This window comes from Curtobacterium sp. NPDC087082, from assembly GCF_044745045.1.
In the GTDB taxonomy this organism is placed as follows: Bacteria; Actinomycetota; Actinomycetes; order Actinomycetales; family Microbacteriaceae; genus Curtobacterium.
Window position 1 is genome coordinate 62087 of the sequence record NZ_JBIUZN010000003.1, and the last position, 25202, is coordinate 87288.

The following is a 25202-nucleotide window of genomic DNA, read 5'->3' on the forward strand; positions in this document are numbered from 1 at the left end:
CGGTTCGGTCCGGGCGGGTCAGACGACGGGCGGACGGCCGGCGAGCGTCATGCGGCCGATCGTGAGCCAGCCCATCACGTGCACGGGACCGCAGTCGCTCCCCCAGCCTTCACGGACGCCACCGAACCAGGTGGCGAGCCGCTGCGGGTGTCGCCACCAGCGCGCGACCTGGATCGCCGCCCACGACCCGACGTACAGCGGTCGGAGCACCGCCGGCAGGTTGCGCCGAGCCAGCCAGACCCGGTTCCGGGCGTTCAGCCGGTAGTACTCGGTGTGGCGTGCCGGGTCGATCGCGGGGTGGTGCGCGACGAGGTCCCCGGCGTACCAGGTCCGTCGGCCGGCATCCCACACGCGCCACGCGAGTTCGATGCCCTCGTGCGCGTAGAAGTACTCCGCTCCCCAGCCGCCGGTCGCGCGGTACACGTCCATCGGCAGGACGACCGCCCCTTCCCACACCGAGAACACCGGCGACGAGTGGTCGGGCTCGCCCTTGCGGATCCGCGGGATCCAGCGCGTCGGGTTCGCAGCGCCGGTGGGGTCGACGACCCGGGGTTGCACGAGACCGAGCGACGGATCGCGCTCGAACAGGCCGATCGCGTCACGCAGGAACGTCTCCGACGGCACCGAGGCATCGTCGTCGAGGAAGAACACGTAGTCGCCGTCGACCACCTCGGCCCCGGCGTTCCGCCCGGAGGGGATGCCCACGTTCTCGGGCAGGGCCAGCGCTCGGACGCCCTCGGGCAGACCGGTCGGCTCCCAGCCGTTGCCGACGCACACCACGTCGAGGTCGACGTCCTGCTGCGCGAGCACGCTCTCGAGTCCACGACGCAGGTCGTCCGGGCGGGTCCCCTGCGACAGGCTCACCACGGCGACACGGGGCCGCTCGCGGTGCGGGACCGCGTGACGACGGAGCGTGCCCGGGGTCACCCGCGGACCCGCTTCGACGAGATGATCGCCACGAAGTGCCCGAACGTCGCCACGACCGCCAGCGGCAGGAGCGCCCCCACCAGGATCCGGTCGGCCAGGGGATGACCGATCACGAGCGCCAGCAGCGCGAAGACGAACGCGAGGATGCTCAGCTCGACCGAGTGGTACAGGCGGTGGAACGGCAGGAACCGCGCGGCGCGACGCAGCGTCGCGAGCCGTCGTCCGGACGGGGCGGTGCCGGCGTCGCGACGGTCGACGAGCTTGTCGAGCCCGGCGTTCGCCCGTGCGACGTGCACCATGTCGTTGAGCGCCTTGTTGAGGACGATCACGAGCCCCAGCGCGCAACCGATCGTGGTCCACATCCAGTCCGCGCCGTGGATCGGCCACGTGGCCGCACGGACGCCGAGTGCGATGGGGATGAGTCCCTCGGTCGTGTAGTGCCCGACCTTGTCGAGGAACACGCCGGCGGGCGAGCGGGTCCCCCGCCACCGGGCGACCTCGCCGTCGCAGCAGTCGACGAGCATCTGCAGCTGCCCGAGCACGAGCGCGAGCGCCGCGCCCCAGATACCCGGGATGAGCAGGGCGGCCGCGACGCTCCACCCGACGAGGATCATCAGGCCGGTCACCTGGTTCGCCGTCACGCGGGTCTTCAGCAGCACCCACGTCAGGTACGGCGAGACGTCCCGCAGGTACAGCGACGCCGTCCAGTGCTCGGCGTTCGCCCGCGAACGGACCTCGTCCGGTTGGGCGACGGCACGGAGTTCGGCGATCGAGGTGGGGCGGGCGTTGCCGCGGCCGGTCGTGTCATCGGTCAAGAGGTCAGGTCACCGTCCCGTGTGCGTGGTCAGCTCGGACGTCCGGGTCAGGAAGCCGATGATGAAGCCGAGTCCCCACCCGACGTGGATGCACGGCAGCACCACGACGAGCCAGAGGAGCGTCGGCAGCCCCGACCGCCGGGCGACCGCGACGGCCCCCAGCACGACGAAGACGATGTAGACGGCGGGCACCACGAAGCCGAGCAGCGCCCACGCCGCCCCCGTCCCGAGTGCGGCGCCGATGATCCCGACGATGCCGGCGACGATGCCGAGCGCCATCGCGGCGACCATGGCCGGGGGCACGAAGTAGCGCAGGCCGTTGTTGGCGGGGAACCGGCGGGCGAGCTCGCCGCGCCACAGCCCCGTGGCGACGAACTGCCGGACCAGACGCTTCAGGCTCGGCCGCGGGCGGTACGTGACGACGAGCTCCGGGGTGAACCACACCGTGCCACCGGTCTGCCGGAGGCGCCGGTTGAGCTCCCAGTCCTGGCCGCGCTTGATGCCCTCGTCGAACAGCCCGACCTCGAACAGTCGGTCACGCCGGAACACACCGAGGTACGCCGTCTCGGCCGGACCGGCCTGGCCGCCGACGTGGTGCGGCGTGCCACCGAGCCCGACGCGGCTGCCGTACGCCAGCGCCACGGCGCGTTCGAACGGGGTCCGCCCCTCGGCGCGCATGATCCCGCCGACGTTGTCCGCGCCCGACTCCTGCAGCACGCGCACGGCGATCCGCGTGTAGTCCTGCGGCAGCACCGAGTGCGCGTCGACACGGACCACGACGGGGTGCACGGACGCGCGGATCGCCACGTTCAGCCCGGCGGGCGTGGAGCCGGCGGGGTTCTCGATCGCGCGGATCCGGGGGTCGGCCGCGCTCATCTCGGCGACGAGTTCGTTGGTGCCGTCGATCGACGGGCCGAGGGCGAGGATGACCTCGAACGGACCGGAGTAGTCCTGCTCGAGCAGACTCTGGACGGCTGCCCGGACCTCGGTGACCTCGTTGAGGACGGGCATCACGTACGAGACGCCCGGCAGGGGCTGTCCGTCTGTCTGCATCGGTACCTCGGGGTCCTCACCTGGGTGCACGGGACGCACCGCGGACGGTGCCGCCCCGCAAGAGCGACCCTGAGCCTATCAAGTCGCCGCGGGTCGTCGGGGCGACCGGCAGACGGACGGGAGGCACGGTGCCAGCTGGCACCGTGCCTCCCGTCCGTCGCTGGTCGCGTCAGCCCTTGTACGTGCCGAGCGTGACGTCCGCCTCGCGCGTCTCACCGCCGCGGATGAAGGTGATCGTGGTCTTCGCGCCACCGGCGAAGTACCGCACCTGTGCCGTGAGGTCGGTCGCGTCGGACACCGTCGCCGAGCCGATCTTCGTGACGACGTCGCCCTTCTGCAGGCCGGCCTTGGCAGCCGCGCCACCGGACGACACCGACTTGATGAGGCCGCCCATCTGCGTGGCGTTCGCGTCCTCGGCGGCGTCGCCCACGGTCGCACCGAGCAGCCCGTGCGTGGCGGAGCCGTTGTCCTTGATCTCGTTCGCGACCCGCTTGACGAGGTTCGACGGGATCGAGAAGCCGACGCCGATGCTGCCGGACTGGCTCGACGACGAGTCGGACGAGCTGCCCGCGCTCGCGATGGCCACGTTGATGCCGATGAGCTTGCCCTTGGAGTCGAGCAGCGCACCACCCGAGTTGCCGGGGTTGATCGACGCGTCGGTCTGGATGACCGGCAGCGAGACGGTGCTGTTCGTCGACGAGTCGCTGCCGTTGCCGCCGTTGCCCCAGAAGTCGAAGGGACCGCCGCTCGAGCCGTTCCCGCCCTCGTTCGAGTCGCCGCCCTCGGTGGGAGCGCTCGAGGTGACCTGGATGCTGCGGCTCAGGGTCGAGACGATGCCGTCCGTCACCGTGTTCGACAGGCCGAGCGGCGCACCGATCGCAACCGCGGTGTCGCCGACGTTGAGGTCGGACGAGTCCGCGAAGCTGATCGGCTTCATGTCGGTCGCGTCGATCTTGATGACCGCGAGGTCGACCGTCGGGTCCGTGCCGACGAGCTTCGCCGGGTAGATCTTGCCGTCCGACGTCGTCACCGTGATCGTCCCGTTGGAGCTGTCTCCGTCGAGCGTCACCACGTGGGTGTTCGTGACGATGTAGCCGTCCTTGCTGAAGACGACGCCGGAGCCGGTGCCGGCCTCGCTGCTCGACGAGACGTTGATCGTGACGACCGAGGGGGTCGCCTGCGCGGCCACCGCGGTGACGACCGTGGCGTTGTTGTAGTCGTTGACGGTGAGGTTGCCGCCGCCCTGCGCGCTCGAGGACCCGACGACGTTGCTGCCGCCCTGCGTGTTGGACGCCGCGAGCCAGCCGGCGCCGCCGCCGACGAGGCCCGCGATGACGACGCCGGCGATGATCGGGAGGGCGAGGCGGCCGCGGCCGGTGCCGGTGCGGCGGCCGGGGGCTGCTGCTCCGGCGCCTGCTGCTCCGGCTGCGCCCGCTGCTCCGGCTGCTCCGGTGTCGAAGTAGTGGCCGTTGCGCTGGTTGGAGCCGTCGACGTCGCCGAATGCGCTCGTGGGGGCCTGGGCGGACGGGGCTCCGGCGTACTCGGAGGCCGATGCCGGCGCCGAGGTCGGCTGGGCGTACTCGCCGTAGCGGGGCTGCTGGCCGTACTGCGCCTGCTGCCCGTACTGCGACTGGCCGTACTGCTGCCCGTACTGCTGCTGGCCGTTCTGGGACTGGCCGTATTGCTGCTGCTGGTCCTGGCCGTACTGCGACTGGCCGTACTGCGACTGGCCGTACTGCTGCTGGCCGTACTGGGACTGCTGCGCGTGGTCGGTGCCGTACGGGGTGCCGTGCGCGCCGTACCCGGCCGGCGCCTGGCCGTACTGGCTCGTCTGGCCGTACTGGTTGGTCTGGCCGTTCTGGTCCGGCTGGCCGTACTGGCTCGTCTGGCCGTTCTGGTCCGGCTGGCCGTACTGGCTCGTCTGGCTCGCCTGGCCGGTGTCGTGCTGGGACAGCGTCGGGTACGGCGCCGTGTACCGGTCGGTCGGGTGGTCGTTCGAGTGCGCGATGACATCGGTGTCGCTCGCGGGAGCGATCACGTCGGTGTGGTCCGCGGAGCCGTCGTTCGGCGAACGGTCGCTCGTCGGAGCATCGCTGCTCGGAGCGTCGTCGCGGAACGCGTGGTCGAAGTGCTCGGAGTCGTTCGGCGAAGCGTCCTCGGATGCGGCCTTCGCGGCCGCGTCGTCCGGACGGATGTCGTCGCCCTGCCCGTTGGGCGTGGTGTCGGTCATGCTGGACGTGCTCCTTTCAAGCTCGTGCAGTCTGTCGCACCCACCTGAGCGGTGCTCCTGGTGACGCTGCAAGCGACCTATGGCGATCTTATGCGTGGGCTGTGCGGCCGTTCCCGAGATGCCCTCGGCCCGGCCGCTAGGTTGGGGTCCGTTCAGCGCCGCGAGTGCGGTCGACACCTCGGAGGGAACCACATGCGTCACGCAGGACCCTGGTTGCGAGCAGCAGAGGGAGCGATGCTCCTCGGCCCGGACGGCGTCCCCGCGCCGACGGTGTTCGCCGAGATGAGTGCGCTCGCGGCGGCCACGGGCGCGGTCAACCTCGGGCAGGGCTTCCCGGACGAGGACGGTCCCGCAGAGGTCCTCGAGGCAGCGGTCGCAGCGATCCGCGACGGCGTCAACCAGTACCCGCCCGGACGCGGGACCCCGGACCTCCGGGCGGCCATCAGCGAGCACCAGGCCCGGTGGTACGGCCTGGAGGTCGATCCCGACCGCCAGGTGCTCGTCACCGCCGGCGCGACCGAGGCCCTCGCCGCGACACTCCTCGCCCTGGTGGAGCCCGGCGACGAGGTCATCACCTTCGAACCGTTCTACGACGCGTACGGCGCGCTCATCGGTCTCGCCGGCGGGACCCATGTGACGGTGCCGTTGCGGGCGCCCGACTTCCTCCCGGACGAGGACACCCTCCGCGCCGCGTTCTCCGACCGGACCCGTGCGGTGCTCGTGAACACCCCGCACAACCCGACCGGCCGTGTCCTCCCGACGGAGGTGCTCACCACGATCGTCGAACTGGCCACGAAGTACGACGCCGTGATCGTCACCGACGAGGTGTACGAGCACCTGACCTTCGACGTGCCGCACGTCCCGATCGCCACCCTGCCCGGTGCCGCCGATCGCACCGTGACCATCTCGAGCGCTGGGAAGACCTTCAGCACCACCGGCTGGAAGATCGGCTGGCTCACGGCGGCGCCGGCGCTCGTCGACGCGATCATCACCGTGAAGCAGTTCCTGACCTTTGTGAACGGCGCGCCCTTCCAGCCCGCCGTGGCGACCGGGCTCCGGCTGCCGGACAGTGTGTTCGCCGGCATCGCCGCCGAGCTGTCCGCCAAGCACGACCTGCTCGCCGCGGGACTCCGAGCGGCCGGCTTCGAGGTGATGCGCCCGGACGGCGGGTACTTCGTCATCGCCGACACGGCCGCACTCGGGTACGAGGACGCCCGGGCGTTCTGCCTGCAGCTCCCCGAGCTCGCCGGGGTGGTCGGCGTCCCGGTCTCGGCGTTCGTCCGACCCGATCACGCCGACGGCTACCGGTCACTCGTGCGGTTCGCCTTCTGCAAGCGGCGCTCGGTGCTCGAGGACGCCGCCGATCGGCTCGCCGGTCTCGCCCTGCGCGGCTGACTCCCCCGCGGGCGGGCGGGCCGGACCCGCCCGCCACCGCGGGCGGGCGGTATCAACCCGACCCGCGCCTCCAGGCCCACGTATTTCGCCCGCTCGGCGCCGGCGCGACCGCGGCGCCACCGCAAGCGGGCGAAAAAGTGCCCGGTCGCGCCTGCCGAGCGGCGCATTTCACCCGCTCGGCACAAGCGCCGCCGCGCCCCAACGCGAGCGGGCGGAATCGGATCCGCTCGCGCCTGCCGGCCCAAGCATTTCGCCCGCTCGCGATGAGCGCCACCGCGCCCCCACCGCGAGCGGGTGAAACAGTGCCCGGTCGCGCCTGCCGAGCGGCGCATTTCGCCCGCTCGGCACGAGCGCCGCCGCGCGCCAGGGCGAGTGGGCGGAATGGGATCCGCTCGCGCCTTCGGGCCCACGCATTTCGCCCGCTCGGCGGGGACGCACACGCGCACGCCTCCCCCCGCGCCCCGCCGCGCGGGTCAGGGGCGGGGCGTGACCTCGTAGCGGCGGAGCACCAGCGACGGGTTCGTGCGGCGCACGGCGTCCGTCACGGCGGTGTCGATCCCCGCGACGAGCATCCCCGGGACCGCCCCGGCAGCGGCGACCGCGACGCCCGAGGGGTCGAGGACGACCGATCCTCCGATGCCGATCGGCGGCGTCTGTCCCACCCCGACCACCCACACGGTGTTCTCGATGGCACGGGCGGTGAGCAGCGTCCTCCAGTGGTGCTCCTTGCCGGGGCCTCGGACCCACTCGGCGGGCAGGACCACGACGTCGGCGGCGCCGTGTTCGGGTGCGGCGAGGCGCCGGGTGACCTCGGGGAACCGCAGGTCGTAGCAGGTCTCGAGGCCGACGCGCAGCCCGCCGAGCTCGAACACCGGCAGCTGTTCGGGGTCGCCGGACTCGATGTGGTCCGACTCCTTCGAGCCGAACGCGTCGTAGAGGTGCACCTTCCGGTACGTCGCAGCGATCGACCCGTCGGGCAGGACCGCGACGAGGGTGTTCCGGAAGCGGTCCGCGGCGTCAGCAGCTTCGGCGACGCCCACGACGAGGGCGATGCCGACCTCGCGGGCGACGGCCTGCAGACCGGTGACGAACGGACCGTCGAGCGGTTGGGCGGCGGCCACGAACCGGTCGTCGATCTCGGCAGTGAAGTACGAGGTGTACTCCGGCGTGACGAGGAGGTCGGCGTGTCGGGCGGCGGCGTCGACTGCCGCGGCGCGGACGGTCTCGAGGTTCGCGACGGGGTCGTCAACGGGTGCGAACTGCGCCGCGGCGACGGTGAGGGTGCCCATCCGCCGAGCGTACCGGGCGGCCCGAGACTCGGCTCCGCGGACGTTCCTCGCGCAGTGCGGGCGCGAAACTGTCCGCCCGGCCGAGATTCGGCGCCACCCACCCGCACACGCGCCCACCGGCACAGCACACGCACCAGCCAGCACCGCACACGAAGAAGGCCCCGGTCCGACTGGACCGGGGCCTTCTCTGTGACGCTTGGTTGCGGGGGCAGGATTTGAACCTACGACCTCTGGGTTATGAGCCCAGCGAGCTACCGAACTGCTCCACCCCGCGGCACGTTGAACAGCCTACACGGGGCCGTGGCGGGGCACAAATCGAGTGCCCCGCCACGGTGTGTCTAGTTCCCGCCCTCGGCCTCGGTGGCGGCCTGGATCGCGTCCTGCAGCCGCTGGTCGGCCTCGGCAGCGGCGACCAGGTCGTTGTCCGCGTAGGCGTCCTGGCGGTCCTGCAGCGCCTGCTTGGCGTCGTTCAGGGCCTTCTGCAGCGCCGCGTTGTCGACCGTGCCGGAGCCGGACGAGCCCGAGGACGCACCGGAGTCGGAACCCGACGACCCGGAGTCCGACGAACCCGAGTCGGAACCCGACGACGCACCCGAGTCACCCGAGCCACCCGACGCACCGGAGTCACCGGCCGACGCACCCGAGTCGCCACCGAAGAGGCTGTTGAGCGCCTCGTCGAGGGTGTCCTCGAACGCGATCTTGTCGCCGAACGCCACGAGCACCTTCTGCAGCAGCGGGTACGAGCCGCTCGACGTCGACTGCACGTACACGGGCTGCACGTAGAGGAAGCCGCCACCCACCGGGAGCGTGAGCAGGTTGCCCTGCTTCACGGTCGAGTTCCCGCGCTTCAGGATGTTCAGCTCCTGCGAGACGGTCGAGTCACCGTTGAAGAGGCTCTGCACCTGACCGGGCCCGGGGATGTTGTCCGTCTTCGGCATCGTCAACAGCGTGAGCTTGCCGTAGCCGGACCCCTTCTTGCCCTTCCCCGCGCCTCCGGCATCGGAGTCCACCGCGAGGTACCCGGTCAGCACGTTCCGGTTGTTCGCCCCGGCCGACTGCTGCGGGATGTAGGTCGTGTACAGCGTGTACGCGGTCCCCTGCCCCGGCACCTTCATCGTGAGGTAGTACGGGTCCTGCAGGTTGCCCTTGGCCGTCGTCGTGGTGGTCGCCCCGAGCGCGTTCGTGCCCGAGTTGGTCGTGGTCGACGCGTCCGAGGTGTCGGTGTCGTTCGTCCCCGAGGTCGGTTCCTGCGGCACGTTCCAGGCGTCGTCACCCGAGTAGAACGAGTTCGCGTTCGTGACGTGGTAGGTGCCGAGGATCGACCGCTGCACCTTGAACAGGTCGGTCGGGTACCGCACGTGGTCGAGCAGCTCCGCGCTCATGCTCGACACGGGCTTCGTCGCCGTCGGGAAGATCTTCTGCCACGTCTTGAGCACCGGGTCCTTGGTGTCCCAGGCGTAGAGCGTCACCTTGCCCGTGTACGCGTCGACCGTGGCCTTCACCGAGTTCCGGATGTAGTTGACCTGGTCGGTCCGGTACGCCGAGCTCTCAGCACCCGCGATCGTGTCGGAGAGGCTCTGGCTCTGCGAGTACGGGTACGCGTCGCTCGTCGTGTAGCCGTCGACGACCCACTGGATGCGGTGGTCGACGATCGCCGGGTACGCGTCGTTGTCGAGGGTCAGGTACGGCGCGACCTTCTGCACGCGCGTGATCGGGTCGCGGTCGTAGAGGATCTGCGAGTCCTGGTTCACGGCGTTCGACAGCAGGATCTGCTCGGACTGGAACTTCGCGGCGTAGACGAGCCGGTTGAAGAAGTTGCCGATGCTCGGGCCGCCGTCGCCGGCGTACGTCGTCGTGGCGTTGCCGCCGCTGTCGTCGTTCTCGTCCGAGCCGGACGGGTAGTCGAGCTCGACGTTCTTCGAGCCCTTCGGCGCACCGACGATCGAGTACGCCGGCGAGGTCTCACCGAAGTACACGCGCTGCTGGAAGTCGCCGAGGGCACCGTTGGACGGGATCCCCGACTCGAGGAACACCGGCTTGCCGTCGCTGGCGCGCTGGTTGCCGTACGCCGCCGTCACGCCGTAGCCGTGCGTGTAGACGAAGGCACGGTTGTACGGGGTGTTCGCCTGCGCGCTGAGGCCGTCGAGGTCGATGTCGCGCACCGCGATCACGGTGTCCTCGGTCTCGCCCTTGACGTCGTAGCGGTCGACGTCGAGCTCCTTCGGGAACTGGTAGTACTGCCGGTACTGCTGCAGCTGGCTGAAGGTGTCCGAGACGATCTTCGGGTCGATCAGGCGGATGTTCGCCGTCGTCTGGGCGTCCTGCGCGAGGGCGCCGGAGCTCGCCTCGGTCGTCGCGTCGTAGTTCTGCTCCTGGACGCCCGCGACACCGTAGGCGTCACGGGTCGCCTTGATGTTCCGCTCGATGTACGCGGACTCGAACGTCCGCTCCGAGGGCTTCACCTGCAGGCGCTGCACGATCCACGGGTAGATGCCGCCGATGACGATCGCCGCGACGAGCAGCAGCCCGGTGCCGACGATCGAGATGCGCCAGCGGCCGATGACCGCGGTCACGATGAAGAGGATCGCCACGATCGCGGCGATGCCCGCCATGATCTCGCGACCCGGGATGACGGCGTTCACCTCGGTGTACTGCGCACCGGTGATGAGCGAGTTCGACTTCGTCAGCGCGGCGTACTGGTCGAGCCAGAGGCTCACGGCCTGCAGCGCGACGTAGACGGCGGCGGTGATCGCGAGCTGGATGCGCGCGGCCTTCGAGATCCGGACCTCGCGGCCGCCGAAGCGCATCGCGCCGTACAGGTAGCACGCGGCGAGCGCGGCCAGCCCGGCGATGAGCACCACGGCCGACGAGTACGCCACGATCGCGCGCCAGAACGGCAGTTCGAACACGTAGAAGCCGATGTCGAGCCCGAACTGCGGGTCGGTCTTGCCGAACGGCGTCCGGTTGAAGTACTCGAGCACCATGGTCCACCGGCCGGCGGTCGACAGCCCGGCGAAGATGCCGAGCACGACCGGGATCCCGATCATGACGGCACGGCGCAGCGGCTCGATGACCTGCTGGTAGCGGTCGAGCTGCGAGTTGAGCTTCGCGTAGACCGGCCGGAACCGGAACGCGATCGCGATGCTCGCGTAGACGGGCACCGCCATCCCGAGGAACCCGGCGAGGAACATCAGGGTCCCGGCGATCCACCGCGTGGTCAGGACCTGCTGGAAGCCGAGCTGCGCGAACCACGCGTAGTCGGTGTACAGGCTCGCGAAGATGAAGAAGGCGATCACCAGTGCGGCCAGCACGATGATCGTGACCACGATCGGGACCCGCGGCGAACGCCGCCCCGAGGTGGACGAGGTTGTCGTCACTTGATGTGCTCCAGACGTGTCGAACCGGCGGGCCCGGCGAGGCGGGCCGTCAGTGCATCGATCCTATGTGGCGCGAGCACCCCTGAAACTGTACGGAGACTCAGGATGGCGGGTCGCGCCTCCTGGAACACGGTTCGGGAGGCACGGATCGCGACGGCCGCGGACGTCGCCCGGAGCGCGTGGCCGGGTCTACGACGTGCAGCGCGCGAGCTTCGCGGTGCTCTTCCCGGAGGCGATCGTCTGCAGGTCGGTGACCGCCTGGTCGAGCGTGGCGACCTTGTAGACGTCGAGTCCGTCCGGGACGTGGCCGACGACCTCGCCGCAGTTGTCGGCCGGGGCGAGGAAGACGGTCGCGCCGGCGTCCTTCGCGCCGTACAGCTTCTGCCGGATGCCGCCGATCGCGCCGACCTCGCCGTCGGCGGTGATCGTGCCGGTGCCGGCGACGTGCTTGCCGCCGTTGAGCTTGCCCGGCGTGATCTCGTCGATGATCCCGAGGGCGAACATCATCCCGGCCGACGGGCCGCCGACGTCCTGGAGCTCGATGGAGACGCGGAACGGGAAGTCGTACTGCTCGGTCACGCCCACGCCGATCAGGGCCGTGCCCTGCTCGCTCCGCGGCGTCAGCTCGACCGTCTTCTCGGCGCCGTCGCGTTCGACGACGACCGTCGCCGGGCCCGAGGTGCCGTGCTTCGCGACCAGCTCACGGAGCGAGGTCGCGTCGGCGTTCTCGGTGAGCGAGGTCCCGTCGAAGGAGCGGATGACGTCGCCCTTCTCGATGACGCCGTCGGCCGCGGAGCCCTTCTGGACCGTGCCGACCTCGAGATCGGTGGGCAGTTCGTACCCCTGCTGGATGAGGGCCGCGGCCACGGCGGACTGCTGCGACTGCTGCATGTCGGCCGTGTCCTGCTGGTTGACCTGGTCGGTGGTGACGCCCTCGGGGTAGATCGCGGACGCCGGGATGACCGCCTCGGACTTCGTGAAGAGCGCCCGGATGACGCTCGTCCAGGAGGGGCGGTTCGTGGCGTCGCCCTGGATGCCGACGGTGAGCATGTCGAGTGCGCCGGCGGTGGGGTAGGTCGGGTGGCCGTCGACCTGGATGAGCTTGACCTGCTTCGCGTCCTTGCCCGTGCCCTGCTCCTGGGTCCCGATGGTGTTGTACACCGGGCCGGGGACCTCGATCAGGTAGGGGCTCGGCAGCAGGCTGGCGAGGAGCCCGAGGACGACGGCACCGATCACGAACGCCCAGCCGACGGTCCGGGAACGGGGACGACGACGGGGCTCGGCGGCGAAGAGGGTCACGAGAACGTCCTTCCACGGGGGCTGTTCGCCCTCGGCGCAGCGGTTCGGGCGTTCCCACGGGGGCGTCCCAGGCGCGGCCCCGTGAGCAGCGATTAGCGTAGTCGTCATGCCTGATGAACCGCAGCCGGGGCCGGACGACGACTTCCAGGAGATGCTCCGGAAGCTCCTCTCCGGCGAGGGCCAGATCGACCCGTCGCAGCTCGCCGGTGCCGCCGGACTGCCGAACGACCCGGCCTTCGTCGCGAACCTGATGAGCCAGCTGCAGCGTGCCGCGCAGTCGGGCGGTGACGGCATCGACTTCTCCGTCGCGTCCGAGCGCGCCACCGCGATCGCTCGTGAGGGCGGCCACCCGGTCGACCCCGCGACCTCGCAGGCGGCCGACCAGGCGTTCCAGGTCGCGGCGCTCTGGCTGGACGAGGCCACCTCGGTCGCCGAGCTCACCGCGACGCCGAGCCTCTACACGCGCGAGCAGTGGGCGAAGGCGACGACGCCGGTGTGGGCGCAGATCGCGGAACCCGTGGCGCTGAGCATCTCGAACGCCCTGACCGAGGCGATCGAGCAGCGTGCCCCGGAGCAGCTCAAGGCGATGCTCGGCGACGTCTCGAAGGCGATGCGCGGCGTCGGCGGCGCACTGTTCGCGATCCAGCTCGGCCAGGTCGTCGGGCAGCTCTCGAAGGAGGTCGTGTCCGGCGGCGACGTCGGCGTGCCGCTCCTCGACGAGCAGGTCGCCGCACTCCTGCCGCAGAACGTGGCCGAGTTCGCCGAGGGACTCGACGTCCCCGAGGACGAGGTCCGCATCTACCTGGCCGTCCGGGAACTCGCGCACGCACGGCTGTTCCGTTCGGCCCGCTGGCTCCGCCTGCACATCATCTCGTCGATCACCGACTACGCGCGGGGCATCCACATCCCGTTCGACCGCGTCGAGGAGCTCGCGTCCGAGATCGACCCGACGAACCAGGAACAGCTCCGGGACGCCCTCGCGTCCGGTGCCCTGATCCCGCCGCGCACCGAGGAGCAGGAGACCGCCCTCGCCCGCCTCGAGACGATGCTCGCGCTCGTCGAGGGCTGGGTCGACACCGTGACGGCCGCCGCCACCGAGCGTCTGCCGAAGTCCGGCGCGATCGCCGAGATGGTCCGTCGTCGTCGCGCTGCCGGCGGTCCGGCCGAGTCGGCGTTCGCCACCCTCGTCGGTCTCGAACTGCGTCCCCGTCGCCTCCGCGAAGCCGCGGCGATGTGGCAGCGGGTCACCGACGAGCTCGGCACCGAGCAGCGCGACGCGCTCTGGTCGCACTTCGACGCGGTCCCGACCTCGGACGACATCGACGCACCGGACGCCTTCGTGGCCCGGCTGCGCAACCCCGGCCGCTCCGCCGAGGACGACGAGTTCGACAAGGCGCTCGAGGACCTGCTCAACGACGCCACCGGTGACCGTCCGCGCGAGGACGAGTCCGGCAACGTCGACGAGGGCGACGCTCCGAAGTAGTTCTCCACAGATCCGCTGACCCTGCCCCGCGCGGGCGTCACGTCCGCCAGCGTGGGGGCATGGGCATCCGCATCGATCCGACCCTCGAGTTCGTCTGGCGCGACCCGGCCACCGTCCAGCTCGGGGTCGATCCGCCGCGCGCCGTCGTACCGGTCCCGAGCACGGCCGAGGAACGGTTCCTGTGCGCACTCCGTCGCGAGACCGGCCGTGACGCACTCTCCGGGGTCGCCGCGGCGATCGGGTGTCCGCCCGGTCTCGCCGCGCGTGTGCTCGGGGACGCCTCGCCCGCGGTCGTCGACGTCCTGCCCGAACCGCTGGCCCGGGTCGAGGTGCACGGCACCGGGACCCTGCCGGACGCGGTCGCCGAACTGCTCTCGGGCGAGGGCGTCACGGTCGCGCGCACGACCGCGCCGCGGGGCGGACCGGTGACCGTCCCCGACCCGGATCCCCAGCTCGCCGTGGTGGTGGCCGACCACGTCGTCGACCCGGCGGTCCGCGCGGCCTGGACCCGGCGGGGCACCGCGCACCTGCCGGTCGTCGTCGGGGACGGACGCGTGCGCCTCGGGCCGTTCGTCGTCCCGGGTGCCGGGCCGTGCCTCCAGTGCGTCGAGTACGCGCACGTCGACGACGACCCGTGCTGGCCGGCCATCGCGGCGCAGGTGTGGGGCCGCCCCGCGGCACCGCTCTCGCCCTACCGGATCGCGGCGGTCGCGGCGGCGGTGACCCGGATGCTCCTCGAACGGCTGCCGTCACGCACCCAGCACCCCGGTCCGGACCAACTGGTCTTCGAGCGCGACGACCTGTCGGTCAGTCGGCTCCCGGTGACGTTCCATCCGCGCTGTTCGTGCCGAGCGCTGCCAGGAACCGACTCGCCACCCGGGCTCCCCCACGCGTGGAACCCTGTCGCGACCACGTGACCGTCACCGACCGGCGGGCACGGGTCAGCCCGACGTAGAAGAGCCGGCGTTCCTCGTCGATCTCGGCGTCGGTCGTGGCGTACGAGATCGGGAGCAGCCCCTCGGCCGCACCGATCACCACGACGTGCGGCCACTCCAGGCCCTTGGACGAGTGCAGCGTGGCGAGGGTCACGGCGTCCAGCTCCGGCTCGTGGTGCGTCGCGGCACGGTCCACCAGGTCCTGCGTGAACTGCTGCATCGTCGTGCCGGCGGGAGCGTCCTCGGCGAGGCCCATGATCGCCTGCAGCGCTTCCCACTGCTCGCGCACGGCGCCGGTGCCCTCCGGTGGCGTCGGCGTCCACCCGCTCACCTGCAGCACGAGGCCGACCCGCCGGGTGAGCTCGTCGTCGGTCTGCCGGACGGCCTCACCCCGCATGTGGTGCACCGCGAGCTTGACCTCGGGGCGGTCGAAGAAGCGGGTGCCGCCCTGGACCCGGTACGGGATGCCCGCGCGTCCGAGCGCCGACTCGACCGCGGCGGCCTGGGCGCCGAGGCGGTAGAGCACCGCGACGTCCCCGTAGGACGCGCCCGAGGCCGGGTCGGCGACCAGCGACGCGATGGTCCGGGCGACCGTCTGCGCCTCGTCGCCGTCGTGCACGCACGCGAGCACCTCGGGCCGTGGTCCGGGCTCGGTGTGCTGCGCGACGAGGTCGAGGGCGCCCGGTTGCCCGCGCATGAGCGCGTTCGCGGCGTGCACCACCTCGCGCGTGGAGCGGTAGTTCCGCTCGAGCCGCAGCACGGATCCGCGGGGGAACTCCGAGCCGAAGCCGAGCAGGTAGCGACTCGACGCCCCCGCGAACGAGTAGATCGTCTGGCTGGCGTCGCCGACGACGCAGACGTCGTCCCGGCCGCCGAGCCACGCGCGCAGCAGGTCGTGCTGCACGGGCGAGACGTCCTGGTACTCGTCCACGACGAAGAAGCGGTACTGCTGCCGGACGTACGACGCCACCCGGGGTTCGGACTCCACCATGCCGAGCGTCGCGAGCAGGACGTCCTCGAAGTCGAGCTGCCGCCGGTCGTCCTTGAGCTGCTCGTACGCGCGCATGAGGTCGAGGACCCGGCGCGGCGCGGTGTCGCGCGGCATGACCCGGTCGGCCGCCGCGGCCTCGTACTCGTCGTACGAGAGCATCTGGACCTTCCGCCACTCGACCTCGCCGGCCAGGTCGCGGAGCGTCGGGGTGTCCACCCGCAGGCCGACCGTGTCCGCCGCGTGCGCGATCATCCGGCCCTTTGACTCGACGATCTTCGGGGCGTGGCCGCCGACGGTGTCCGGCCAGAAGTAGCTGAGCTGCGCCATCGCCGCGGCGTGGAACGTGCGGGCCTGGACCGTGCCCGCACCGAGGGAGCGCAGCCGCGACCGCAGTTCGCCGGCCGCCCGGGTGGTGAAGGTCAGGGCGAGGACGTGGTTCGGCGCGTAGGTGCCGGTCGCGACGCCGTACGCGATGCGGTGCGTGATGGCGCGGGTCTTGCCGGTGCCGGCGCCGGCGAGGACGGCCACGGGACCGAGCAGGGTCCGGGCGACGGTGCGCTGTTCGGCGTCGAGGGCGGCGAGGAGCTCGTCCGGCGACGGTGGTCGGAGCGGCTCGGCCCCGGCCCCGGCGGCGGCGCTGCTCACGGCAGGTCCAGCGGCCCGCCGTACCACTCTTCGATGATGGCGCGGGCGATCGACGTCTTCCCCGGCAACAGCAGGGTGTCGCCCGCACGCTCCCGGATCTCGTCGCGCGAGAACCACCGGACGTCGAGGATCTCCACGCCGTCCGGCCGAGCCGTCGTCGGGTCCCCGTCCACCGCACGGGCGCGGAACCCGAGCATGAGCGACGCCGGGAACGGCCACGGCTGCGAGCCGAGGTACTCGGGTTCCTCGACGCGGACGCCGGATTCCTCCCAGACCTCGCGCCGGACGGCGTCCTCGAGCGACTCCCCCGGCTCGACGAAGCCCGCGAGCAGCGAGTACCGGTCCGCGTCCCACGCCGCGTTCGACCCGAGCAGGATCCGGTCGTCGGCGTCGGTGACCCCGACGATGATCGCCGCGTCGGTGCGCGGGAAGTGCTCGTGTCCCTCGGGATCGCGGCGCACCCAGCCGCCGGTGACCACGTCGGTCGCGGACCCGGTGCGGGGCGAGAAGCCGTGCACGGCGTGCCAGTTCGCCATCGCCACGGCCTCGACCGCGAGGCCCTGGTCGCGCGGCGACAGCTCGGTCCCGAACATCCGCAGGCTCTCCCACGCGTCGTCGGCCGGTTCGATCCGAGCAGCGGTCTCGGCGTCGAGGAACGCGGCGACGAACCGGGTGCCGGCGGGCGCATCGGGGGCGTCGGACACGGCGCGACCGAGGTACAGCGTCACCGCGTCGACCGGCACGGCATCGGCGGAGACGAAGCGGAGGGTGCCGTCGGCGTTCCGCAGCATCTCGGAGCCGCGGACGGGCAGGTACCGGGTCGACGGGTCGTCCCGCAGCACCCGGTCGAGGTCGTCCGTCGTGCGGAACTCCGCGTCGCGGTCGAGGTCGTTGCGGGAGAGGGGCAGCCTCGCGGCGAACTCGACGGTCACGGCAGGGGGCTCCTCGGGTCGGATCGGGTCGGCGGTGCGGGAGCCCGGGCTGCCGCGGGCCAGCGTGGCGCACGCTCGACCACCGGCTGCGGACCTACCCTGAGGGGCATGGCGGGATCCCAGTTCACTCTAGCCGCGTTGGCGACCACGGCCGTCTCAGGCCTCGTCGTCACGGGCACGCGCACGCTCGGCTCGGCCGCGTCCGGGGACTACGAGTCGGCCGTCCTCCGCGACGCCGACGGCGCCTGGTCCGCGATCCGCCGCCCACGCAACCAGCGGGCCGAAGCCCGACAGTCCGCCGACCTCGTCGCGATCCGGGCGCTGAGCGCCGGGATCCGCACGCGCCTCCCGTTCGGCGTCGCCGAGTACCGCGGACAGGCGCCGATCGGCTCGACCCGCGCCATCGTCACCTCGTACCTGCCCGGGACGCACCCGAAGCTGCAGGCCCTCGTCGAACGACCGGAGCTCGCGACCAGCGTCGGCCGGGCGATCGCCGCGATCCACCAGCTGCCGACGAGCTTCGTCACCGACGCCGGCCTGCCGTCCCTCACCCCGTTCGAGGTCCTGCGCTCCGCCGTCTCCGTGATGGACCGCGCGGTCGCCACGAAGCTCGTCCCGGCGGCGCTCAAGGAGCGGTGGGAGGGCGCGGCGCGCGACCAGCAGCTCTGGCAGTTCACGCCCACCGTCGTGCACGGGTCGCTCGGCACCGAGACGATCCTGGTCTCCGGCGACGACGTCTCCGGCGTCATCGACTGGGGCGAGCTGCGGCTCGGCGACCCGGCGAAGGACCTCGCGTGGGTGCTCGCCGGCCGCAAGGACGCGTTCGACACCGTCCTCAGCGCGTACGAGGCGAACGGCGGCGGCCGGGACCGGCAGCTCGCGCAGCGCGCGCGGGTGCACCATGAGCTCGAGACCGCGCAGTGGCTGCTGCACGGCGTGCAGGTGAAGAGCACCGAGGTCGTCGACGACGCGGTCGCGATGATGCACCGGCTGGTGGACGCGGTCCAGACGCCGAGCGCGGCACCGCTGCAGTCGGTCTCGCCGGAGACGATGGAGATCGGCGAGGTCGAGCAGCTGCTGTCGTCGACCGAGCGTCGGCACGGCTGACGCGCGTCGGCGCAGCTGCCGCGTCGGCGCGGCGGACGCGTCGGCGCGGCTGACCCGTGTCGGCACGGCTGACGCGCGTCGGCCCTGGAGGCGCGGCTCGCCCCCGCCCCGTCGCCGGCGGTCCGCCGCGCCACCGGTCCGTATCGAACCACGGTTCCGACACGGAACCAGCGTCCGCGCGTGGTTCGACGTCGGATTCGTGGTTCGACCTGCGGGCCCGCGTCAGCGCGGCCGGCCCGGCGCCGAGCCGGCGCCGTGCCGGCGTCAGCGCGGCCGGCCGGCGTCAGCCGATCGCGTCCCGCCAGGCGCGCTCGAGTCCGGCGCGGTCGAGGAGTTCGCGCGGCCGGACCTCGAGGTCGTCGGCCACGAAGTAGAACACCGCGTCGACCTCATCGATCGGGCGCCCGGTGAACTCCGCGTAGGCGACCCGGTACAACGCGAGCTGCAGCTGCCGCTTCGCCAGGTCGTCGTCGCCCGACGGGGCCTTGCCGGTCTTCCAGTCGACGACCTCGGCCCGGCCGTCGATCTCGTAGACCGCATCGAGCTTGCAGACGACGCTGTGGCCGAGGAACGGGATGTGGATCTCCCGTTCGACCTCGACCGGTGTCAGCTCCGCCCACCGTGACCGGGCGAAGGTCGCCTGGAAGTCGGCGAGCCGCCGGGCGTCGTCGTCGGTGACCGCGACGTCCGCCGAGGCGTCGACCACGTCGTCCGGGTCGAGGTCGAGTTCGTCCGGCCAGGCGTCGAGGGTCTCGAGCGAACCGCCGCTGCGGGCACGCTGCTCGACCCACTGGTGGAAGAGCGTGCCGAGGCGGGTCGCGCGGTACGGCCGCTCCGGCATCGGGCGCCGCAGCCGCTCGGCCACGGCGTCCGGTTCGGCGAGGTAGTCCTTGAACCCGGACGCCGGGACGCGGTGCGGGACGACCACCCGGTGCCGGGCCGACCGGTTCGCGGCGCGCTCGGCGAGCAGCAGGTCGATGTCGGCGCTGAACCGACCGGCCGCCCCGGGGTTGGCGTTCCGCACGCGGTCGGCGGCGGCGACCACCCGGGCGGCGCGCTGCCCGAACGGCACGTGCGGCCAGGACTGCGTGGGCCCGGCGTCACCGAGGGGGTTCTCCTCGTGCTCGGTCGTCTCGGGGACGGCGGCCGCGTCCACGACACCGGCGTCGACGAGGTCCCGCAGGTACCGACTCGGCTCGGTGGGTCGGACCCCGCCCGCCCAGAACGAGCCGGAGACGAGCAGGTCGTGCTTCGCCCGGGTGAGCGCGACGTAGGTGAGGCGACGCTCCTCGTCCTCGTTGCGGGCCTTCACCTGTTCCTTGTAGGCGTCGATCGCGAGCGTGACGTCCTTCTGCGTGTCGTGCCCGCGCCAGTCCAGTCGCGGCAGCTCGTCGGCGTCTCCCCGGAACTCGTACGGCAGCCGGCCGAAGCCGATCCACCCGGACGAGCCCTCTTGCGGGCGGGCCGGGAGCGCACCCTCGACCAGTCGGGGAACCGCCACGGCGTCCCACTCGAGGCCCTTCGACCCGTGGATCGTCAGGATCTGCACGGTGCCGGCCTCGGGCTCCTCGGAGCGGGGACCCATGTCGTCACGACGGGCAGCGGCGTCGATCCAGCCGAGGAACGCACCGAGGTCGGCCCGGTCGTCAGTCGTCACGAAGCCCGCGAGCTCGTCGATGAAGGCGTCGAGGAACGCCCCGCTCCCCTGCTCGTGCGCGGCGACCTCGATGTCGAGCCGCATCTCCTGCACGACGAGCGTGACGAAGTCGACGAGGTCGCCGCTGGCCCGGGACCGGAGCGCCTGGAGCTGGCGGCCGAGGTCGCGCATCCGGAAGCGTCCGGTCTCGCTGATGTCGGCGAGCGCGCCGTGCTCGTCCGGGGCGGTGGCGACGAAGTCGAGGGCGTCGACGATCGAGCCGTGCTCCCCCGCGGCGACCGACGCCCGGAAGGCTGCGGTGACGTCGTCGTCGAGTCGCTGCTGGGTGTGGTCGCGGCCGAACAGCCAGCGGGCCAGGGCGTGCAGGGCGGCGATGTCCGCGGTGCCGATCCGCCACCGGGCGCCGGCGAGCAGCCGGATGAGGTCGTTGCCGGCGGCGGGGTCGTGCAGCACGCGGAGGCACGCGACGAGGTCGACGATCTCCGGCCGCTGCAGGAGTCCGCCGGTGCCGAGCACGTGGAACGGCACGCGACGGTCGCCGAGGGCGGCGGTGAACGCGGCGAGGTCCTTCCGCGAGCGCAGCAGGAGCGCCATCGACCCCGTCGGGTCAGCGGCGCGGCGAGCGGCGAACCACTCCGCCACGGCGGCGGCCTCGTCCGGGAGGGTCTCCGGGAACACGGCGTGGACCGTTCCGGCGTCCGCCCCGGGTCGGGGGACGAGGCGCTCGACGTCGACCTCGGACGCCTCGGACAGGGGCGCGACGACGGCGTTGGCGCCGGCGAGGACGTCGACCGGGTTCCGCCAGCTGGTGGAGAGCGCGAAGGTGACGGGGCGTGCGGCGTCGGCGCCGTCGTCGGACGTCCCGCCGAAGTCGCGCGGGAACCGGGCGAGGTTGGCGGCACTCGCCCCGCGGAACCCGTAGATCGACTGGTGGGGATCACCGACCGCCATCACCGGGTGCCCGCGGAAGAGCCGGGCGAGGAACCGCGTCTGCACGACCGAGGTGTCCTGGTACTCGTCGAGGAGCACGACGCCGTACCGCTGCCGGAGGTCGGTGACGACGCGCGGTGCGGACTCGGCCGCGGCGAGGGCGAGGGCGATCTGGTCGGAGAACTCCACGAACCCGCGGTCCACCTTCTGCCGGCGGAACTCCTCCACCAGGTCGACGAGGGGTTCGAGGGCACCGACCGCGGCGACGGCGTCGGTGATCACCTTGTACGCGCCGCCGCGGGCGTTCCCCGGCAGCTGGAGCAGCTCGGCGAACTCGATCGCGAACCGACGCAACCGCTCCGGTTCGACGAGGTGCTCGGACACCGCGCCGGCGAGCGAGACGACCGCGGCGGTCACGGTGTCGACGTCGCGGTCGAGCCCGGCCAGCCGGTCGTCCCGCGCCGCGACGACGACCCGGCGCGCGAGCTGCCAGGCGGACGGTTCGGTGAGCACCTGGGACTCGCCGTCGCGGCCGACGAGCAGGGCGTTCTCGCGGAAGACCGAGTTGGCGAACGCGTTGTAGGTGGACACCGTCGGCGCCTCGAACGCGTCACCGGCCTCGAGCAGCCCGACGTCCTCGAGCGCGCGGATGCGGTCGTTGATGCGGACCGACAGCTCGCCGGCGGCCTTGCGGGTGAAGGTCAGGCCGAGGATGCCGTCGGGGCGGACCATCCCGTTCGCGAGCAGCCAGACGACCCGCGACGCCATCGTCTCGGTCTTCCCGCTGCCGGCTCCCGCGACGACGAGCGCCGGGGTGAGCGGGGACTCGATGACGGCGCGCTGCTGCGCCGTGGGGCGCGGGCGTCCGAGGGCGTCGGCGATCGCGTCGGCGTCGTGCCGCGGCGGCTCGACGCGGTCGGGGTCGGCGGTGCGGGCACCGTCGGGGCCGAGCAGCTGTTCCTCGTTCACCAGGTCACCTCGCCCACGACGTGGATCCGGCACTCGACGCCGGTCCGGGCCTTCTCGCAGTGGTCGTCGACGTTCGCCAGGAAGGTCCGTCCGGCCATGCCCGTCGCCACGGTGTGCAGCCGCTGGCGGTAGGCCTCACGCGCCTCGTCGTCGAACGCCTGCTGCGTCCGCTCGGAGTAGGCACGGCCGCTGCGGGCGTTCTGCACGAACACGAGCCGGGCATCGGCCATCGCCGAGCCGGCGGGGACCCCCTCGACCGCGCCGTCCTCGACCGCGAGCTGGTACGCGCCGAGCTGGGGGTGTTCGGGCATGTCGCTCTTTTCGCTCGGCATCGAGCGCCCGGTCTTGAGGTCGACGACGCTGACCCGGCCGTCCGGGTCGACCTCGATCCGGTCGATGCTGCCGCGCATCCGTGCCGGCCCGGTGACGAGCGCGAACGAGGTCTCGGCGCCGAGCAGTCGGCGTCCGGCGCTCGCGAAGGTGCGGAGGTAGTCGCTCAGTCCCTCGATCATGCGACGGGTGCGGGCGCGTTCGCGATCGGCGATCCAGGGCGACTCGAACGTCAGCTCGTCCCACCGGTCCTCGACGTGCTGCCACAGGGACTCCACGTCGACGGCGGTGGCGTGCTCCATGGTCTCGTGCACGATCGTCCCGATGCCCATCGCGGGGCTCGGGGCACTGCCGCCGAAGGTCTGCACGAACCAGTGCACGGGGCACTCCTCGAAGGTGCCGATGCGGGAGGGCGAGACCGACACGGTCGGGGGCACGGGCTCGCCGCCCTCGTGCTCGGGTGCCGGCTCGGCGTCGAGGTCGACGAGGGGGTCGTCGGTCGAGGGCTCGGCGAGCCCGTACCAGTCGTCCGGAGCGGCGCCGGGGACCTCGGCCTCGGCCAGGCGTGCGAGCGCGGACGCGGCCTCGTGGTCGCCCGAGGCCACCACGCGCCGACGGAGCGACCCGGCGAGGCCGCGCAGGGACAGCGGGTGCACGGTCGGCTGCCGGTCGGGCGGCACGGGCACGAGGCGGACGAACGGCGAGGGCGACTCGTCGTCGTTCGCCACCGTCCCGATGATCACCTGGGTGGTGGCGCGGGACACCGCACGGGCGAACAGGCGGAGTTCGTCGGCGATCACGGCGGCGCGGTCGTCGATCGTCTCGTGGTCGATCCCCGCGGCGGCACGGACCAGGCCGTCGGGGTCGAGCAGGCTGCCCCGTACCCGGGTGTTCGGCCAGACGCCGTCCTGCAGCCCGAGCACCACGACGACGTCGCACTCGAGCCCGATCGTGGCCGAGGGGGTGAGCACGCGGACCCGGCCGGCGGTGCGGTCGGGGCCGATCGAGTCCTCGGGTAGGTCGGCGCCGAGCAGGTCGTCGACGAACACCCGTGCGGGGGCGTCCGGCGTGCGCTCGACGAACCGCTTCGCCGCGGTGAACAGCCCGACCACGGCGTCGAGGTGCCGGTCGGCCTCGGCCGCACCGACCCCGCCGGCAGCCGACTGGCCGCCCCAGGCGCCGGCGAGCCCGCTCCGTTCCCAGAGGCCCCAGAGGATCTCCTCGATGCTCGCACCGGACTCGGCGTCCTGGTGCGCCTGCACCAGGCTCCGTGCGAGCCGCGTCGCGCGTCGGGCGAACCCGGCGTCGACGGTCGCCAGGCGCTCGGGCGCGCCGAGTGCGTCCACGAGGAGTTCGTCGGCCGTGCGGGTACCGCCACCGGCCAGTTCTTCCCGCCGCAACGCGAGGCGGAGCCGCCGCATCGCCAGGGTGTCGAGCCCGCCGAGCGGCCCGGTCGCGAAGGACGTGGCGAGCACCGGGTCGAGCGGGAGGACCCCGAGCGCGACGGCCGCGGCGTCGAGCAGGGACCGCGCCGCGGTGTCGTCGCGGGGTCGGACGGGCGCGGCCCCGGCGGTCGCGGGGACCTCGGCCACGGAGAGCGCGCGGACGAGCTCGGGGATCGCGGCACCACTGCGGGTGACGACGGCCATCCGGTGCCACGGGACGCCGTCGAGCAACCGGTGTTCGCGGAGCCGCCGGGCGATCGCGACGACGAGCGCAGCACGGCTCGCGCCCTCGAGGTGCAGGACGGCGTCGGGGCGGGCGTCGGCCGTGGTCGCCACGGCGGTGCGCTGCCGTCCGGCCGCGGCGGCGCCGATGCGCGCCGTGATGCCCGAGACGAGCGCGCGGACGGGTGCCGCGTGCCGGTGCACCGTGCCGAGGACCAGCTCGTCGACGCGGTCCACACCGAGCCGGGAGGCCAGGCGGCCGAGCACGTCGGGCTCGGCCCCGCGGAACGCCGACGCGGCGATGTCGGGGTCACCGAAGGCGACGATCTGCACGCCGGAGCGGGCGAGCGCCCCGAGCAGCGCGATCTCCCCCTCGACGAGCTCCTGCGTGTCGTCGACCACGACGAGGCGCAGCGCGGCGACGCTCGCCGGGACCTGCCCCCGCAGGACGGCGGCCGTGGCGTAGGCGACGAGTTCGGCGGCGTCGAGGCTGGTGGCGCGGAACGAGGTCACGGCGGCGCGGTACTCATCGACGAAGTCCCCGACCGCCCGCCACTCCGGACGCCCGGTGTCGTCCCCGAGTTCGCGCATGTCCTCGGGTTCCACGCCCGCGGCGACCGCCCGCATCATGACGTCGCGCAGGGCGGTGCGGAAGCCGGCGCGTTCGCGGACGACGGCGGTGATCGGGGCCGGCCAGTCCGGACCCGTGCCGTCGGTCTCGTGCCCGTCGAGCAGGTCGGCGATGATGCGGTCCTGCTCGCCACCGGTCAGGAGGGTCGGGGTCTCGAGGCCCTGGACGGCCGCGGCGTGCGCGACGAGCTGGAAGGCCAGCGAGTTCACCGTCCGTGCGAGTGCACCCGGCATCACCCGGTCGACCGAGGCGGCGAGCCGGTCGCGGAGCGCGGTGGCGGCCGCGCGGGCGCTCGTCAGGGCGAGGACGGTGGCGTGACCGTCGGGCGAGATCGCGTCGTCTCGCGTGAGCCGTGCCGCAACCAGCCGCGACAGCGTGGTCGTCTTGCCGGTGCCCGGTGCGCCGATGACCGCGGCGTGCCGACCGTCCGGCAGTGCGAGCACGGCGGCCTGCGACGGGTCGGACGCCAACGCCCGCGCGACGCCCGTGGCCTCGGGTGCGGGCGTGAGCGTCGTCTGGGGCACCCTCGTACGGTAACCG

15 protein-coding genes and 1 tRNA gene are annotated in these 25202 nt (G+C 72.5%); 4 read left to right on the forward strand and 12 right to left on the reverse strand.

Annotated features, from left to right (window positions below; genetic code table 11):
• Positions 1-18: 18 nt before the first annotated feature.
• The 4 genes from ACIPEP_RS09345 to ACIPEP_RS09360 all read right to left on the reverse strand — a co-directional run bounded on the left by ACIPEP_RS09345 (position 19) and on the right by ACIPEP_RS09360 (position 5025).
• A complete protein-coding gene (locus ACIPEP_RS09345) occupies positions 19-927 on the reverse strand; it encodes a glycosyltransferase family 2 protein (protein ID WP_402717099.1) in 909 nt (302 codons plus the stop codon).
• Positions 924-1742, reverse strand: a complete 819-nt coding sequence (locus tag ACIPEP_RS09350) for a CDP-alcohol phosphatidyltransferase family protein (RefSeq protein WP_402717100.1) — start codon at positions 1740-1742, stop codon at positions 924-926. The genes ACIPEP_RS09345 and ACIPEP_RS09350 overlap by 4 nt, the downstream gene beginning before the upstream one ends.
• A gap of 9 nt (positions 1743-1751) precedes the next feature.
• Positions 1752-2795 carry a glycosyltransferase family 2 protein gene (locus ACIPEP_RS09355; protein ID WP_092384174.1) on the reverse strand — a complete coding sequence of 348 codons (1044 nt, stop codon included), beginning with the start codon at positions 2793-2795 and terminating at the stop codon, positions 1752-1754.
• A gap of 169 nt (positions 2796-2964) precedes the next feature.
• Entirely contained in the window at positions 2965-5025 is a 2061-nt protein-coding gene (locus ACIPEP_RS09360) for a S1C family serine protease (protein ID WP_402717101.1), read from the reverse strand.
• A 192-nt stretch (positions 5026-5217) separates the two neighbouring features.
• Here ACIPEP_RS09360 and ACIPEP_RS09365 point away from each other — a divergent pair, with 192 nt between their 5' ends.
• Complete coding sequence (locus ACIPEP_RS09365) at positions 5218-6420, forward strand: aminotransferase class I/II-fold pyridoxal phosphate-dependent enzyme (RefSeq protein ID WP_402717102.1); 1203 nt, start codon at positions 5218-5220, stop codon at positions 6418-6420.
• Positions 6421-6893: 473 nt separating this feature from the next.
• Here ACIPEP_RS09365 and ACIPEP_RS09370 read toward each other — a convergent pair whose 3' ends face one another.
• From ACIPEP_RS09370 to ACIPEP_RS09385, 4 genes are all read right to left on the reverse strand, one after another.
• Positions 6894-7709, reverse strand: coding sequence for a carbon-nitrogen hydrolase family protein (locus ACIPEP_RS09370; RefSeq protein WP_402717103.1), 816 nt, complete (start codon positions 7707-7709; stop codon positions 6894-6896).
• 197 nt (positions 7710-7906) lie between these two features.
• Positions 7907-7983 (reverse strand) — tRNA-Met (locus ACIPEP_RS09375).
• A 64-nt stretch (positions 7984-8047) separates the two neighbouring features.
• A complete protein-coding gene (locus tag ACIPEP_RS09380; RefSeq protein WP_175473631.1) occupies positions 8048-11035 on the reverse strand; it encodes a UPF0182 family protein in 2988 nt (995 codons plus the stop codon).
• Positions 11036-11275: 240 nt separating this feature from the next.
• Positions 11276-12385, reverse strand: coding sequence for a PDZ domain-containing protein (locus ACIPEP_RS09385; RefSeq protein ID WP_229085201.1), 1110 nt, complete (start codon positions 12383-12385; stop codon positions 11276-11278).
• Between the two features lie 106 nt (positions 12386-12491).
• Here ACIPEP_RS09385 and ACIPEP_RS09390 point away from each other — a divergent pair, with 106 nt between their 5' ends.
• Together ACIPEP_RS09390 and ACIPEP_RS09395 are read left to right on the forward strand one after the other, a co-directional pair.
• Entirely contained in the window at positions 12492-13868 is a 1377-nt protein-coding gene (locus ACIPEP_RS09390) for a zinc-dependent metalloprotease (protein WP_402717104.1), read from the forward strand.
• A 59-nt stretch (positions 13869-13927) separates the two neighbouring features.
• On the forward strand, positions 13928-14785 hold the full coding sequence (locus tag ACIPEP_RS09395; protein ID WP_402717105.1) for a hypothetical protein: 858 nt from the start codon (positions 13928-13930) through the stop codon (positions 14783-14785).
• Here the strand turns inward: ACIPEP_RS09395 and ACIPEP_RS09400 are convergent.
• On the reverse strand, positions 14676-16439 hold the full coding sequence (locus ACIPEP_RS09400) for an ATP-dependent helicase (RefSeq protein WP_402717106.1): 1764 nt from the start codon (positions 16437-16439) through the stop codon (positions 14676-14678). The two genes, ACIPEP_RS09395 and ACIPEP_RS09400, sit on opposite strands and share 110 nt — an antisense overlap.
• Positions 16436-17371, reverse strand: a complete 936-nt coding sequence (gene nudC, locus ACIPEP_RS09405) for an NAD(+) diphosphatase (protein WP_071294993.1) — start codon at positions 17369-17371, stop codon at positions 16436-16438. Before nudC ends, ACIPEP_RS09400 begins: the two co-directional genes overlap by 4 nt.
• Before the next feature lie 108 nt (positions 17372-17479).
• Here nudC and ACIPEP_RS09410 point away from each other — a divergent pair, with 108 nt between their 5' ends.
• The gene (locus ACIPEP_RS09410) at positions 17480-18478 is read left to right on the forward strand and encodes a phosphotransferase (protein ID WP_070416684.1); all 999 of its coding nucleotides are present in this window, start codon (positions 17480-17482) and stop codon (positions 18476-18478) included.
• Between the two features lie 283 nt (positions 18479-18761).
• Here ACIPEP_RS09410 and ACIPEP_RS09415 read toward each other — a convergent pair whose 3' ends face one another.
• Together ACIPEP_RS09415 and ACIPEP_RS09420 are read right to left on the reverse strand one after the other, a co-directional pair.
• Positions 18762-22034 (reverse strand): ATP-dependent DNA helicase, encoded by a 3273-nt coding sequence (locus ACIPEP_RS09415; RefSeq protein ID WP_402717107.1) that lies wholly within the window; start codon positions 22032-22034, stop codon positions 18762-18764.
• On the reverse strand, positions 22031-25186 hold the full coding sequence (locus ACIPEP_RS09420; protein ID WP_402717108.1) for a PD-(D/E)XK nuclease family protein: 3156 nt from the start codon (positions 25184-25186) through the stop codon (positions 22031-22033). Before ACIPEP_RS09420 ends, ACIPEP_RS09415 begins: the two co-directional genes overlap by 4 nt.
• Positions 25187-25202 lie beyond the last annotated feature (16 nt).